12 protein-coding genes are annotated in these 14,011 nt (G+C 64.7%); 8 read left to right on the top strand and 4 right to left on the bottom strand.

All coding sequences use genetic code 11. From position 1 onward, the window contains the following. Position 1 precedes the first annotated feature (1 nt). The 6 genes from I6L45_RS07370 (at position 2) to mgtE (ending at position 8,201) form a co-directional block, all read left to right on the top strand. On the top strand, positions 2 to 1,090 hold the full coding sequence (locus I6L45_RS07370) for an ABC transporter permease (protein ID WP_216983843.1): 1,089 nt from the start codon (positions 2 to 4) through the stop codon (positions 1,088 to 1,090). Between the two features lie 300 nt (positions 1,091 to 1,390). Then, entirely contained in the window at positions 1,391 to 3,937 is a 2,547-nt protein-coding gene (gene nirB, locus I6L45_RS07365; RefSeq protein ID WP_216983842.1) for a nitrite reductase large subunit NirB, read from the top strand. Beyond that, on the top strand, positions 3,937 to 4,254 hold the full coding sequence (gene nirD, locus I6L45_RS07360) for a nitrite reductase small subunit NirD (protein WP_043170594.1): 318 nt from the start codon (positions 3,937 to 3,939) through the stop codon (positions 4,252 to 4,254). The genes nirB and nirD overlap by 1 nt, the downstream gene beginning before the upstream one ends. Before the next feature lie 51 nt (positions 4,255 to 4,305). Beyond that, a complete protein-coding gene (nirC, locus tag I6L45_RS07355; RefSeq protein ID WP_216983841.1) occupies positions 4,306 to 5,118 on the top strand; it encodes a nitrite transporter NirC in 813 nt (270 codons plus the stop codon). Positions 5,119 to 5,130: 12 nt separating this feature from the next. Then, entirely contained in the window at positions 5,131 to 6,531 is a 1,401-nt protein-coding gene (cysG, locus tag I6L45_RS07350; RefSeq protein WP_216983840.1) for a siroheme synthase CysG, read from the top strand. 245 nt (positions 6,532 to 6,776) lie between these two features. Then, on the top strand, positions 6,777 to 8,201 hold the full coding sequence (mgtE, locus tag I6L45_RS07345) for a magnesium transporter (RefSeq protein ID WP_216983839.1): 1,425 nt from the start codon (positions 6,777 to 6,779) through the stop codon (positions 8,199 to 8,201). Positions 8,202 to 8,279: 78 nt separating this feature from the next. Here mgtE and I6L45_RS07340 read toward each other — a convergent pair whose 3' ends face one another. After that, the gene (locus tag I6L45_RS07340) at positions 8,280 to 10,118 is read right to left on the bottom strand and encodes a methyl-accepting chemotaxis protein (protein ID WP_216983838.1); all 1,839 of its coding nucleotides are present in this window, start codon (positions 10,116 to 10,118) and stop codon (positions 8,280 to 8,282) included. Positions 10,119 to 10,261: 143 nt separating this feature from the next. Between I6L45_RS07340 and rraA the strand changes: the two genes are divergently transcribed. Continuing rightward, entirely contained in the window at positions 10,262 to 10,747 is a 486-nt protein-coding gene (gene rraA, locus I6L45_RS07335; protein ID WP_042077135.1) for a ribonuclease E activity regulator RraA, read from the top strand. A 272-nt stretch (positions 10,748 to 11,019) separates the two neighbouring features. Here the strand turns inward: rraA and I6L45_RS07330 are convergent, their stop codons facing one another. From I6L45_RS07330 to I6L45_RS07320, 3 genes are all read right to left on the bottom strand, one after another. Next, complete coding sequence (locus tag I6L45_RS07330) at positions 11,020 to 11,694, bottom strand: 7-cyano-7-deazaguanine/7-aminomethyl-7-deazaguanine transporter (RefSeq protein ID WP_216983837.1); 675 nt, start codon at positions 11,692 to 11,694, stop codon at positions 11,020 to 11,022. A gap of 151 nt (positions 11,695 to 11,845) precedes the next feature. Further along, positions 11,846 to 12,133, bottom strand: a complete 288-nt coding sequence (locus I6L45_RS07325) for a DUF3630 family protein (RefSeq protein ID WP_043764064.1) — start codon at positions 12,131 to 12,133, stop codon at positions 11,846 to 11,848. Positions 12,134 to 12,143: 10 nt separating this feature from the next. After that, positions 12,144 to 13,571, bottom strand: a complete 1,428-nt coding sequence (locus I6L45_RS07320) for a YdiU family protein (protein ID WP_216983836.1) — start codon at positions 13,569 to 13,571, stop codon at positions 12,144 to 12,146. 105 nt (positions 13,572 to 13,676) lie between these two features. On the opposite strand from I6L45_RS07320, the gene I6L45_RS07315 reads away from it, so the two are divergent. After that, entirely contained in the window at positions 13,677 to 13,979 is a 303-nt protein-coding gene (locus tag I6L45_RS07315; RefSeq protein ID WP_216983835.1) for a c-type cytochrome, read from the top strand. Positions 13,980 to 14,011: the final 32 nt, after the last annotated feature.

Here is a 14,011-nt window from a genome sequence, read left to right as displayed (position 1 = left end):
CATGCTGACTCGACTCTGGTGGCTGGTGCGAAAAGAGCTCTCGATCCTGCTGGGCAACACCCAGGGGCGCTTCCTGCTGATCATGCCGGTGCTGCTGCAGACCGCCCTCTTCCCGTTCGCCGCCACCCTGGAGGTGACCGGCAACACCCTGGCCGTCTACAACCAGGACGGGGGCGCCGAGAGCCGCGAGCTGCTGGAGCGCCTGACCCATATGCCCGCCTTCACGACCGTGCTGCCGGTGGCAGGCGATGCCGGCGTGACGGCGGCCATCACCGAGCAGCAGGCCCTGCTGGCGCTGGTCATTCCCGCCGATTTCTCGCGCCGGCTGGCCCGGGGAGAGAGCGCACCGCTGCAGCTTATCGTCGACGGGCGCCGCTCCAACGGCGGTCAGGTGGCGGCGGGCTACATCAGCCAGGTGATCGCCCGCTGGCAAAGCGAGGGGCGCGGCGCCCCCGAGCTGCTGGTGCGCCACCTCTACAACCCCAACATCGAGTTTCGCTGGCACGTGCTCCCCTCCCTGGTGGCCATCATCACTACCATCGGCTGCCTCATCGTCACCGCCCTGTCGGTGGCGCGCGAGCGGGAAGAGGGTACCTTCGACCAGCTGCTGGTCTCCCCCCTCACCCCGGGCTGGATCATGGCGGGCAAGGCGGTGCCCGGCATCCTGGTAGCGGTGGGGCAGGGCACAATCGTCGCGCTGGCGGCCCGCTTCGTCTACGCGGTGCCGTTTTCCGGCAGCCTGACCCTGCTGCTGGCCGGCATGATCTGCTACGGTCTGGCGCTGGCCGGCATCGGGCTCTTCATCTCGTCCCTCTGTTCGACCCAGCAGCAGGCGTTTCTCGGGGTCTTCTGCTTCATGGTGCCGGCGGTGATCCTCTCGGGCTACGTCTCGCCGGTGGAGAACATGCCGCAAGTGTTCCAGTGGCTCGCCGCCATCGACCCCCTGACCCACTTCATCGTGCTGCTCAAGGGGGTCTTCCTGAAGGGGCTCGGCTGGTCGGCGGCCTGGCCCCTGCTCTGGCCCCTGATCGCCATCGGCGGCATCAGCCTCTCCCTCGCCCTTGCCCTGTTCCGCCGCCACATCGCCTGACGGTGTCGGCGCTCCACCAGGAGACCCGATGCAGGGTCTCCTGGTCCATGACGGCAATTTTCATCTTTTCCGTCATGCAGATAAGACCTCGCCTCCTCACCTTTCCCCCTTCCCTGACTGCCCTGATCGGGTTCCTGAATGAGCCTTCAATATACCCATTTATGTATATGCTTGAATTTTCGAGAATTACCCCTGAAGGGATATATAAACAGACACTTGATTTACATCAATTGCCCACCTCCCCTAACTGGATAGCCTAACGTCAGATTGATGTTTTATTACTCCAAACTTGAGGCAACCATGAGCAAAGTCAGACTGGTCGTTGTAGGCAACGGCATGGTGGGGCACCGCTTCATCGAAGAGTTGATCGAGCGGGCCGAGCCGGGCCGATACGAGATCACCGTCTTCGGTGCAGAACCCCGCCCCGCCTATGATCGCGTCCACCTCTCCTCCTACTTCTCCCACCACACCAGCGAAGATCTCTCCCTCGTCAAACCCGGCTTCTACGACAAGCACGGCATCCGTCTGCTGCTCGGCGAGGCGGTGAAAAAAATCGACAAAGCGGCCCGCGAGGTGCACTCCAACAAGGGCACTGTGGTCGGTTACGACAAGCTGGTGCTGGCCACCGGCTCCTACCCCTGGGTGCCGCCCATCCAGGGCAGCCAGCACCACGAGTGCTTCGTCTATCGCACCATCGAGGATCTGAAGGCCATCCGCAGCGCCGCCAAGAGCGGCAAGAGCGGCGTGGTGATCGGGGGCGGCCTGCTTGGCCTCGAAGCCGCCGGTGCCCTCAAGGCATTGGGTCTCGAGACCCACGTGGTGGAGTTTGCCCCTGTGCTGATGGCCGAGCAGCTCGACGGCCAGGGTGGCCAGCTGCTGCGCCGCAAGATCGAATCCATGGGTGTGCAGGTGCACACCAGCAAGAGCACCAGCGAGATCCTGATGCATGGCGGCGAACAGGCGAAACATCGCCTCGCCTTCGCCGACGGCAGCCAGCTTGAAGTGGACGTGGTGGTCTTCTCCACCGGCATCCGCCCGCAAGACACCCTCGGTCGCTACGGCGATCTCGCCATCGCCGAGCGCGGCGGCATCGTCATCGACGATCACTGCCTCACCTCCGACCCCGACATCTACGCCATCGGCGAGTGCGCCGCCTGGCAGGGCCGCTTCTTCGGCCTGGTGGCCCCGGGCTACAAGATGGCCCAGATCACCGTCGACCACCTGCTGGGCGGCGACAGCCGTTTCGAAGGGGCGGACATGAGCGCTAAGCTCAAGCTGCTCGGCGTCTCTGTCGGCTCCATCGGTGATGCCCACGGCCGCACCCCGGGCAGCCACAGCTATGTGTTCCAGGACGACCAGGCCGGCGTCTACAAGAAGATCGTGGTGAGCGAAGACAACAGCCGATTGCTCGGCGCCGTGCTGGTGGGTGACGTGGAGGATTACGGCAACCTGCTGCAGATGATGCTCAACGCCCTGCCCCTGCCGAGCCACCCGGACACCCTGATCCTGCCTGCCTATGCCGGTGCCAAACCGACCCTGGGGGTGGATGCCCTGCCGGAAAGCGCCCAGATCTGCTCCTGCTTCGACGTCTCCAAGGGCGACATCGCCCAGGCCGTCGCCGAGGGTCACACCACGCTCGCCGCCATCAAGCAACACACCAAGGCCGGTACCGGCTGCGGCGGCTGCGTGCCCCTCATCAGCCAGGTGCTCAACGCCGAGCTGGTGAAACAGGGCATCGAGGTCAACAACCACCTCTGCGCCCACTTTCCCCACTCCCGTCAGGAGCTGTTCCACCTGGTCAAGGTGGAGGGGATCAAGAGCTTCGACGAGCTGCTGGCCAGGCACGGTCAGGGTCATGGCTGCGAGGTGTGCAAGCCGACCGTCGGCTCCATCCTCGCCTCCTGCTGGAACGACTATGTGCTGAGCCCGCTCAACACCCCGCTGCAGGACACCAACGACATCTTCCTCGGCAACATGCAAAAGGACGGCAGCTACTCCGTCATCCCGCGCATGGCCGGTGGCGAGGTGACCCCGGAAGGGCTGCTGGCGGTGGCCGAAGTGGCCCGCGACTACAAGCTCTACACCAAGATCACCGGCGCCCAGCGCATCGGCCTGTTCGGGGCCCAGAAGGATGATCTGCCCGCCATCTGGCGCAAGCTGCTGGCGGCGGGCTTCGAGACCGGTCAGGCCTACGCCAAGGCGCTGCGCATGGCCAAGACCTGCGTCGGCAGCACCTGGTGCCGCTTCGGCGTGCAGGACAGCGTCGGCCTCGGGGTCTTCCTCGAGAACCGCTACAAGGGTATTCGCACCCCGCACAAGATGAAGTTCGGTGTCTCAGGCTGTACCCGTGAGTGTGCGGAAGCCCAGGGCAAGGACGTCGGCATCATCGCCACCGACGCGGGCTGGAACCTCTACGTGGGCGGCAACGGCGGCATGAAGCCGCGCCACGCCGACCTGCTGGCGTCTGACCTTGACCGCGAGACGTTAGTCCGGTTGATAGACCGCTTTATGATGTTCTACGTCATGAGTGCCGACAAACTGCAGCGCACCTCGGTCTGGCTCGGCAATCTGGAAGGGGGCGTCGACTACCTGCGCGAGGTGATCGTCGACGACAAACTGGGGCTGGCCGACACGCTGGAGCGCGATATCCAGACCCTCATCGACAGCTACGAGTGCGAATGGTCGCGCACCCTCAACGAAGAGCAGGCGTTGCAGCGCTTCAGCCACTTCATCAACAGCGACAAGCGCGACCCGGACGTCCAGTTCGTTGCCGAGCGTGACCAGCACCGACCGGCGACCCCGGCCGAGCGCATCCCCGTCTACCAGATCGAGGTGGAGACCAAATGATGAAATTAGCCTGCCAACTCAACGACATCCTGCCGGGCACCGGTGTCTGCGCCCTGCTCGAGGGGCGCCAGATCGCCCTGTTCCGCCCGAACGCGGCCGCCGAGGTGTTCGCCATCGACAACCGGGATCCCTTCTTCGCCGCCAACGTGCTGTCGCGGGGCATCCTCTGCGAACACGACGGCGAGCTCTGGGTGGCCAGCCCCCTCAAGAAGCAGCGCTTTCGCCTGAGCGATGGCCACTGCTTCGATAACCCGGCCATGTCGGTGCAGAGCTATTCCGTTGAAGTGCGCGACCAGCAGGTCTGGGTCGCCGTCTAACACCATGCATATCAGGGCTGCCCGCGGGCGGCCCTCTTGAAGGAAACAACGATGTATACAGAAACCATCAACAAGTGCGCCGCCAACGCGGCCCGCATCAACCGCTTCGAGCGCAGCGACAAGCTCGGCTTCTGGCTCAGCTCCGCCATGGCGGGGGCCTATGTGGGCCTGGGCATCATCCTCATTTTCACCCTCGGCAACCTGGTGGATCCCACCGTCCGTCCACTGGTGATGGGAGCCACCTTCGGCATAGCCCTCACCTTAGTTGTCATCGCCGGCTCCGAGCTCTACACCGGCCACACCATGTTCCTCACCTTCGGGGTGAAGAGCGGCAAGATCACCATGGGTGACCTGCTGCGCATCCTGCCGCAGACCTGGGCGGGCAACCTGCTCGGCTCCATCGTCGTGGCGCTCATCTACTCCTACGGCGGCAGCCTGCTGCCGGATGCGGGCAGTCTGGCCCACAAGGTGGCGCTGGCCAAGACCCAGGCACCGGCCCTGACCCTGTTCATGAAAGGGATCCTCTGCAACTGGCTGGTCTGCCTCGCCATCTGGATGGCGCTGCGCACCGAAGGAGCCGCCCGCTTCATCGCCATCTGGTGGTGCCTGCTGGCCTTCATCGCCTCCGGCTACGAGCACTCCATCGCCAACATGACTCTGTTCGCCCTCTCCTGGTTCGGCGCCCACTCCGAGGCCTACACCCTGGGCGGCATCGGCCACAACCTGCTGTGGGTGACCCTGGGCAACACCGTCTCCGGCGTCCTCTTCATGGGTCTGGGCTACTGGTATGCCACCCCCAAGGCTGAACGCCCTGTCGCGGTGACCGACGCCACCAACACCGCCAGCCAGACCCAAACCGCCTGATCAGGAGGCCCCATGGACTACTTGCCCATCTTTTGCCAACTCGACAACAAACCCGTGCTGCTGGTCGGCGGCGGCGAGGTAGCGGAGCGCAAGGCACGCCTGCTGCTGGATGCCGGCGCCCTCCTCACCGTGGTCGCCCCCGAGCTCGACCCCGAGCTGGCGGAACTGGCTGCCAACGGGAGCATCGAGTGGCTGGCCGGCGACTTCGCGCCGCAGCAACTGGCGGGCAAGTGGCTGGTGGTGGCCGCCACCGATCGGCGTGAGGTGAACGCCCTGGTCTACCAGAGCGCCAATCAGGCGCGGATCTTTGCCAACGTGGTGGATGATCCCAAGCGCTCCAGCTTCATCATGCCATCCATCATCGATCGATCGCCCCTGATGGTGGCCATCTCCTCCGGCGGCAAGGCGCCGGTGCTGGCCCGGCTGCTGCGGGAGAAACTCGAAGCCATGCTGCCCCAGCACCTGGGCGCCGTGGCGACCTTTGCCGGCAGCCTGCGGGATAGGGTCAAGGCGCGCTTTGCCACCATGGGAGAGCGGCGCCGCTTCTGGGAGCGGCTGCTGGGGGCCGATCGCCTCGGTCAGGCGCTGGCGCGGGGCGATCACGCCTCGGCCCACCAGCTGGCCGATACCCTGTTTGCCGAGGAGAGCAAGGCTCACGGCGAGGTGGTGCTGGTCGGTGCCGGCCCCGGGGATCCGGGTCTGCTCACCCTGCACGCCCTGCGCCAGATGCAGCAGGCGGATGTGGTGGTCTATGACCGCCTGGTCTCCGACGAGGTGATGGCGCTGGTGCGCCGGGATGCCAAGCGCATCTTCGTCGGCAAACAGGCGGGCAACCACTGCGTGCCCCAGGAGGGGATCAACCAGCTCTTGCTGGACGAGGCGAAGAAGGGCCAGCGGGTAGTGCGGCTGAAGGGGGGCGATCCCTTCATCTTCGGCCGTGGCGGCGAGGAGCTGGAGACGCTCGTTGGTACTGGCATTGGCTTTCAGGTGGTGCCGGGGATCACGGCGGCCAGCGGCTGCGCCGCCTACGCCGGCATTCCCCTGACCCACCGGGATCACGCCCAGAGCGTGCGCTTCGTCACCGCCCACGGCAAGGGGGGTGCCCAGGATCTCGACTGGCCATTGCTGGCCAAAGATCGGCAAACGCTGGTGTTCTATATGGGGCTTTCATCCTGCGGGGTAATCCGCGAGCAGCTGCTGGCCCACGGCAAGGGGGTCGACACCCCGGTGGCGCTCATCGAGCGTGGCACCCAGCCGAGCCAGCGGGTCATTCGCGGCACCCTGGACCAGTTGCCCGAGCTGGCGGTCGGGGTGGAGAGCCCGGCGCTCATCATGGTGGGCTCGGTGGTGACCCTGGCCGATCAGCTCGCCTGGTTCGGCACCAGCCCCACCTCAATGCAGGCCAGCGCCTGACACGAGAAGCGCCTCATCGAGGCGCTTTTTTTACACCGTCAGGCCGCTTCGGCCTATCTCCTTGTCCAGCGCCTCGGCCAGCAGGCGGACGCCGGGCACGATCGCAGAGCGAGCCTGGTCTGCCAGACTGACCCCGAGGCGCCCCCTGGGGGCGCCTTCCTCTTCTTTCTGTCATCCGCCGCCGGCTCCATTCTGGTATCCTAGTGACCATTTCCGACCCGATCCGTCACCAGGAAACCGCTTCTATGTCCCTCTCTACCCGCAATGGAGCCAAGCAGCGCGAACAGGATCGTTACCGCATCCTGGCCCTGCTGCTGGCCGACGACGACCTCACCGACAGCCTGCGCGACGCCGAGACACCGCTCGATGCGGTGCTGCGCGAGCGGGCCGACGAGATCGCCACCATGGTCAACCGCCTGCCGGCGGCCGACATCGCCGACGCCGTCGAGTCGCTGCCACCGGACGAGCGTCACGCCCTGTGGGCGCTGGTCGATCCGGACAGGCGTGGCCAGGTGCTGGTCGAGGCGTCGGAAACCGTGTGGGACAGCCTCATCAGCGGCATGAGCGACAAGGCGCTGCTGCACGCCCTGAGCACCCTCGACATCGACGATCAGATCTACCTGGGGCAATACCTGCCCCGCAACCTGATGGGGCGGCTGCTCACCTCCATGGCCCCCATGGACAGGGAGCGGGTGCGGGAGGTGATCCGCTATGGCAAGCACACGGTCGGCGCCATGATGGACTTCGAGCTCATCACGGTGCGGCCCGATGTCAGCCTCGCCACCGTGCAGCGCTACCTGCGCCTGCGCGGCCAGATCCCGGACAACACGGACAAGCTGTTCGTCACCGACAGGCGCAACCGGCTGCAGGGGGAGCTGCCGCTCACAACCGTGCTGCTGCACAAGCCGGAAACCCGGGTGAGCGACGTGATGGAGCAGGATCCCGTCACCTTCGACCCGGAGGACAACGACGAGGCGGCGGCCCGCACCTTCGAGCGGGACGATCTCGTCTCCGCCGCCGTGGTGGATGCCAAGGGCAAGCTGATGGGCCGGCTTACCGTCGCCGAGGTGGTGGACCTGGTCTATGAGGAGAGCGACACCGATCTGCGCCGCATGGGGGGGATCAGCCAGGAGGAGGACGTGTTCGCGCCGGTCGCCAAGGCGGTCAAGACCCGCTGGGCCTGGCTCGCCATCAACCTCTGCACCGCCTTCGTGGCGTCGCGGGTGATCGGCCTGTTCGAGCACACCATCTCCCAGCTGGTGGCGCTGGCCGCCCTGATGCCCATCGTCGCCGGCATCGGTGGCAACACCGGCAACCAGACCATCACCATGATAGTGCGGGCGCTGGCGCTGCAGCACATCCAGACCGGCAACGTCTCCTTCCTGCTGTGGCGCGAACTGGGGGTGGCCCTGATCAACGGCCTGGTGTGGGGCGGCATCATGGGCATCGCCACCTTCCTGCTTTATCAGGATGCGGCGCTGGGGGGCGTGATGACCCTCGCCATGATCCTCAACCTGCTGGTGGCGGCCCTGATGGGGGTCATCATCCCCATGACCATGAGCCGGCTGGGACGCGACCCGGCGGTGGGGGCCAGCGTGATGATCACCGCCATCACCGACACTGGCGGCTTCTTCATCTTCCTGGGGCTGGCGACCCTGTTCCTGCTCTGACACTCGCCCATCGCCCATGAAAAAGGGAGCCACTATGGCTCCCTTTTTCATGCAGCTGGCGTTATGCAAGTGACGGGGTCACACCCGGTACTGCTCCACCGCCCTGTTCAGCACCCTGGCCTGTTCGCTCAATCCCTGGCTGGCGCGGGCATTCTCCTCCGCCATCTGGCTCGACTCCCCCGCGATGTCGCGGATATTGCTGACGTTGCGGTTCACCTCGCCGGCCACCAGGCTCTGCTGCTCGATGGCGGCGGCGATCTGGGTGCTCATGTCCATGATGCGGGTGACATCCTGGGTGATCTGGCCGAGCAGCTCCCCCGCCAGGGTCGCCTGCTGCACGCTCTGGCCACCCTGCTCCCGGCAATCCGCCATCCTCGTCACTATATGGCCGGTCTGCTGCTGCAGCGAGCCGATGATGACGGCGATCTCCTGGGTCGACTGCTGGGTGCGGATGGCGAGGTTGCGCACCTCGTCCGCCACCACCGCGAAGCCACGGCCCTGCTCCCCCGCCCGCGCCGCCTCGATGGCCGCGTTGAGCGCCAGCAGATTGGTCTGATCCGCGATCCCCCGGATCACCTCCAGTACCGAGCCTATGGTCTCGCTCTCCCGCTGCAGCTGGCTCACTTCGCCTGAGGCCTGCTCCAGCTGGGTTGCCAGGGTGTGGATCTGGTGGATGGTCTGCTCGACCGCACCGCGTCCCTCGCTGGCCTTGTGGTTGGTAGCCGCGGCATCGTTCGCCGCCTGCTCCGTGCTGCGGGCGATCTCCTCGATGGTGGAAGCCGTCGCCACCTGATCCGTCTCCAGCAGCTGGCGCTGAGTCCCCTCGCTGGTGCGGTGCACGTTGCCTGCGAGGTGCTCCGCCGCCCCGGTCAGAGTGTGTGCGCTCTGTTTCACGTCCCCGATCAGGTGGCGGAAGCCATCCAGCATCACGTCCAGATTGCCCGCCAGCTGCGCCATCTCGTCATCCCCCCGCAGGGCGATGCGCAGGCGCAGATCGTTGTCCTGGCGGATGCGGTTGACCGTGTCATTGACCCGCGCGATGGGCCTGTCGATGCTGCGCCCCAGGAGCACGCTCATGAAGCCGATGACCAGGATGATCAGAGCGCCGCAAGCCAGCATCAGGCGGTTGAAGCCCTTGGTCTGGCTGGCCAGTTCACTCTCTATCTGCTGACCCACCCTGCCGAGGGTCTGCTCGGCCTGTTGCACCTGGGCGCGCATCTGGCCGCGCAGGCCGGCCTCCTCGCTCAGCCCCAGCTGCTGCATCCCCTGCACCAGGGCCACGAAGTCCTGGCGATACTGTTCGCTGGCCTGCTCCAGCTCGGCGCGCTGCTCCTCAGGCAACGCGCTCAGCCCCTGCTGGAAATCCTTGTGCAGGGTCTGGAAGCGATCCAGATACTGGATGTCGGTGCGCAGCATGAAGTCCTTCTCCGCCCGCCTCAGCTGCAGCATGGTGATCAGCAAGCCCTGCTGATCCTGCGCCTTGAGGGCCTCCTCCACCCTGTGCACCGCCGCCCGCAGCCTGCCATAGAGGCCGTCCTCCGGCCCCAGACCAATCTTCTTCTGCTGGGTGACCAGTTCGTTGAAGGCCTTGCCATAGGCGCTGACCTGACCATCCAGCCCGGCCAGTTCGGCACGGGCAGCACCGAGGTTGTCATCCTCCCCCAGCGCCCTGTCGAGCCTGTGGATCTCCGCCAGCACGGCGTTGAACCGCTCGGTGACAGCCGGATCCTTGTGCAACAGGAAGTCCTGCTCTATCCGCCTCAACTGCAACATGGACAACTCGAGGCCATCGACGCTGCGCTGTGCCTCCATCATGTGCCGGCTCTCCTTGCTGGCGTAGAAGAAGAGTCCGCTCAGGGTCAGCATGGCCGTGGCGACCAGAACGGTATTCAGTATCAGCTTGTGACGGATCAGCACGATAAACCTCGGGATCAGGGGGTGGACTGCATCGGGCGCGTGCAGAATACGTTATCCATATGTCCGTTCAAGGAATATTCATTGAAATGCCACCCCCACTCCTTATACTGGATCCACCTGTTTCCAGCGGTGGATCTGACACAATGGAATACAACACTTCAGAACTGTGCGACATCTATCAGGACATGGTGGATGTACTCGAACCCATGCTCTGTTCCTTCGGTGGTCGTGCCTCTTTCGGCGGCGTCATCACCACGGTCAAATGCTTCGAATCCAACGGCCTCATCCGTGAGCTGGTCAAGGAGAATGGCGCCGGTCGCGTGCTGCTGATCGACGGTGGCGGCTCCATGCGCCGGGCGCTGATCGACAGCGAGATTGCCACCACGGCGGCGGAGAACGAGTGGGAAGGGATCGTCTGCTACGGCTGCGTTCGCGAGGTCGACATTCTGGAGGATCTCGACATCGGCATTCAGGCCCTGGCCGCCATCCCGGTCGGCGCCGACAGCAAGGACATCGGTGAGACCGATCTGCCGGTCAACTTCGGCGGCGTCACCTTCCTGCCGGACGATCACCTCTACGCGGATACGACGGGGGTAATCCTCTCCCCCGATGCCCTCGACATCGAGTGATTGGATGGAAACGAAGAATGGGAGCCTGGGCTCCCATTTTTTATGCTCGTCGCTCGCTGAAAACAGGCAAAAAAAGAGGGCCAGTAAACTACTGGCCCCTTAACTGGAAGCAATGTGAGCAATGTCGTGCCTTCACAAGAAGTCCATCACGTTGGAACAAATGAAGTCTTTCCCGGAAAACAAGGTAACAATAATCATTCTCATTTAACTGTGCAAGCCTTATTTGCGAAAAACGCAAAAAAAATGACCACAGGTAACTGTGGTCATTTTCGTCAGGCCTGGCGTGCCGTCGTCTGCAAGCCGGCAAGGCTGGCGTCGCCCACCAGCTTGTGGCTGAGATAACGCAGCAACACGCCGTAGAGCGGCACAAACAGGCCCAGGCTTATCAGCAGCTTGAACACGTAATCCACGGTGGCGATCTCGACCCAGTGCTCGGCCATGAAGGGATCCGTGCTGCGCCAGAAAGCGATGCTGAAGAAGGTGATGGTGTCCACCAGGTTGCCAAACAGGGTGGAGGCGGCCGGCGCGACCCACCAGGCTTTCAGCAGGCGCAGGCGGTTGAATACCACCACGTCCATGAACTGGCCCACCAGATAGGCCATGAAGCTGGCCAGGGCGATGCGCGCCACGAAGAGGTTGAACTCCGCCAACTGGCCGACGCCCTGGAAGCCCCCTTCGAAGAAGAGCACCGAGAGCACGTAGGAGATGGCCAGCGCCGGCAGCATCACGGTCTGGATGATCTTGCGCGCCAAGCCGGCGCCGAAGATCCGCACCGTCAGATCGGTGGCCAGGAAGATGAACGGGAAGCTGAACGCACCCCAGGTGGTGTGGAAGCCGAAGATGGTGATCGGCAGCTGCACCAGATAGTTGCTGCTGGCGATGATCAGGATGTGGAACAACGAGAGACGCACCAGCGCCGTCTGGTGCTGAGCAGGGGTCAGATTCATATTGTGACCTTTTTGGTTAATGGGGTTAGGGAACCCATATCGCCACCATGGCGATAATCGAGGGGCGGGATTATACGCCCCCAAATTGATAGTTCAATCTTTATGCGGCTATTTCGAACAGTGGCGACTCACATTCGGAACCGGCCAGGGGTCAGTTCCCGTATTGCCGGGCGAGCCAGAGCAGCGCCTCGATGTCCGCCGGTTGCACCGCCGCCAGCCAGCAACCGCTGTGGTGTTCGAACTCGAGCCGAAGGCGACTCCCCTCAAACTCCAGCAGCCAGCCGTGACGATCGGCCCCCCACTCCCGCTCGAGCGCCACCAGCTCCCACTCCTGCAACAGGGCTTCGGCCAGCACTGGAAAACTGTCCCAGTCGAGCGCCGGGCACGTCAGCATCACCACCCCGGCCTCTTTGTCTATCTGCGTGATCCGCCAGTTCATTCCCGGTTCCTCAACTGCTGCAAGAGAGTTCGCCGCCGCAATACCAGCCCGGATGCGGTGTCGCCAGGTCCTCGTATTCGGGCTGCTCGTCAAAGGGGTGCTGCAAGGCCACAAAGAGCCGCTCGAGCGGTTCCATGTCGCCCCGCTCGGCCGCGTCGATCACCTGCTGGGCCAGGGCGTTGCGCAGCACATACTTGGGATTGAGCGCGTCCATCCGTGCCTTGCGCTCCCCATCCTCGCTCCCTTCCCGAGCAAGGCGAGCCCGATAGGTTTCGAGCCATTCCTGCCAGGCGGCCGGATCCGGCAACAGCGCCAGCAGGCTGGCGGGCCATGCCCCCTGCGTGGTCAGCATCCCCAGCCGGCGCAGGAAGAGATGATAGTCCACCGCGTGCGCCGCCAGCAGCCGGAACAGCTCGCGGAACAGCGCCGGATCCTCCTCTTCCCACACCGCCAGCCCCAGCTTGGCGCGCATCAGCTCGGAGTAGTGCAGCATCAGCTGGTGCTCGTACTGGGCCAGGGCCGACGCCAGGGCGTCGCCATCCACATGACCGGCCAGCGCCTGGGCCAGCTTCTGCAGGTTCCAGTACCCCACCGCCGGCTGCTGATCCAGTGCATAGCGGCCGCCCGGGTCCGAGTGGTTGCAGACGAAGTCCGGCACATAGGCATCGATGAAGCCGTAAGGGCCGTAGTCCAGGGTCAGCCCGAGCAGGGACATGTTGTCCGTGTTCATCACCCCATGGCAGAAGCCCGCCGCCTGCCACTTGGCGATGAGGCGTGCGGTGCGGCGCACCACCTCTGCAAACAGCTCGGCGCCATCGCTCAACTCGGGGAAGTGGTGGCGCAGCAGGTAATCGATCAGCAAGGGGATCTTCTCTCCCTGCCCGCTCCAGGCGAAGTACTCCACATGGCCGAAGCGCAGGTGGCTGGGTGCCGTGCGCAGCACGGTCGCCCCCGTCTCCACCTGCTCCCGGTAGACCGGCTCCTGGCTGCCCACCAGCACCAGGGCCCGGGTAGTGGGAATGCCGAGGGCATGGAGCGCCTCGGAGGCGAGGTACTCGCGAATGCTGGAGCGCAGCACAGCACGGCCGTCGCCGAAGCGGGAGAAGGGTGTCTTGCCCGCCCCCTTCAGGTGCAGATCCCAGCGGCTGCCGTTCAGGGCCAGCTGTTCACCCAGCAGCAGGGCGCGGCCATCGCCGAGGCGCGGGCTGTAACCGCCAAACTGGTGGCCCGCATAGACCTGTGCCACCGGCTGCATGCCGGGCAGGGGCTGACCATGGCCACAACAGGCAAGCCAGTCGGCTGCGCTGACCCCATCCAGCCCCAGCTCCCGCAGCAACCCCTGGTTGAGGTGCAACAGCCTGGGTTCATGCAGGGGTTGGGGCGCCACGGCTTCGCAGGCCCAGGGCAACTCGGTGGCGAAAGTGTTGATCAGCTTCATGGTGATGGCGGTTCTCCCTGCATATGCTCGTGTCACTCTGTTATACCGCCGTCAGCCTCTCCGGGCTAACGGACGATCGCGAATATTCATTTCAAGGAGAAGAAGATGCCAAAGTGGGTCTATACCCTGCCCCTGCTGGCGCTGGCCTGGGGACATCATGCCAGGGCAGCCGACATCGACGCGGGCAAGGCCAAGGCCGCGCTCTGCGCCGCCTGCCATGGGGCAGAGGGCAAGGCGAGCGTGCCCGTCTATCCCCACCTGGCCGGCCAGAATGCCGCCTATCTGGTGAAGCAGCTGAAAGCCTTCAAGGATGGCAGCCGCAAAGAGCCCCTGATGGTGCCCTTCATGGCGGCCCTGACCGAGACGGACATGGAGAACCTGGCAGCCTATTACGCCAGCTTGAAATAACTCGCCTTACCCGGGCGACCCCGGCCCTTCCC

The sequence above is a fragment of the Aeromonas sp. FDAARGOS 1415 genome, from assembly GCF_019048365.1.
Classification (GTDB): Bacteria; Pseudomonadota; Gammaproteobacteria; order Enterobacterales; family Aeromonadaceae; genus Aeromonas; species Aeromonas taiwanensis.
This window is presented reverse-complemented; position numbering and strand designations above follow the sequence as displayed.

Bases quoted from the DNA above. Each gene is read 5' to 3' on its own strand.
- nirD (WP_043170594.1), top strand. From the start codon at position 3,937: ATGAAATTAGCCTGCCAACTCAACGACATCCTGCCGGGCACCGGTGTC.
- rraA (WP_042077135.1), top strand. From the start codon at position 10,262: ATGGAATACAACACTTCAGAACTGTGCGACATCTATCAGGACATGGTG.
- cysG (WP_216983840.1), top strand. From the start codon at position 5,131: ATGGACTACTTGCCCATCTTTTGCCAACTCGACAACAAACCCGTGCTG.
- I6L45_RS07315 (WP_216983835.1), top strand. From the start codon at position 13,677: ATGCCAAAGTGGGTCTATACCCTGCCCCTGCTGGCGCTGGCCTGGGGA.
- I6L45_RS07370 (WP_216983843.1), top strand. From the start codon at position 2: ATGCTGACTCGACTCTGGTGGCTGGTGCGAAAAGAGCTCTCGATCCTG.
- mgtE (WP_216983839.1), top strand. From the start codon at position 6,777: ATGTCCCTCTCTACCCGCAATGGAGCCAAGCAGCGCGAACAGGATCGT.
- I6L45_RS07320 (WP_216983836.1), bottom strand. From the start codon at position 13,571: ATGAAGCTGATCAACACTTTCGCCACCGAGTTGCCCTGGGCCTGCGAA.
- I6L45_RS07325 (WP_043764064.1), bottom strand. From the start codon at position 12,133: ATGAACTGGCGGATCACGCAGATAGACAAAGAGGCCGGGGTGGTGATG.
- I6L45_RS07330 (WP_216983837.1), bottom strand. From the start codon at position 11,694: ATGAATCTGACCCCTGCTCAGCACCAGACGGCGCTGGTGCGTCTCTCG.
- nirC (WP_216983841.1), top strand. From the start codon at position 4,306: ATGTATACAGAAACCATCAACAAGTGCGCCGCCAACGCGGCCCGCATC.
- nirB (WP_216983842.1), top strand. From the start codon at position 1,391: ATGAGCAAAGTCAGACTGGTCGTTGTAGGCAACGGCATGGTGGGGCAC.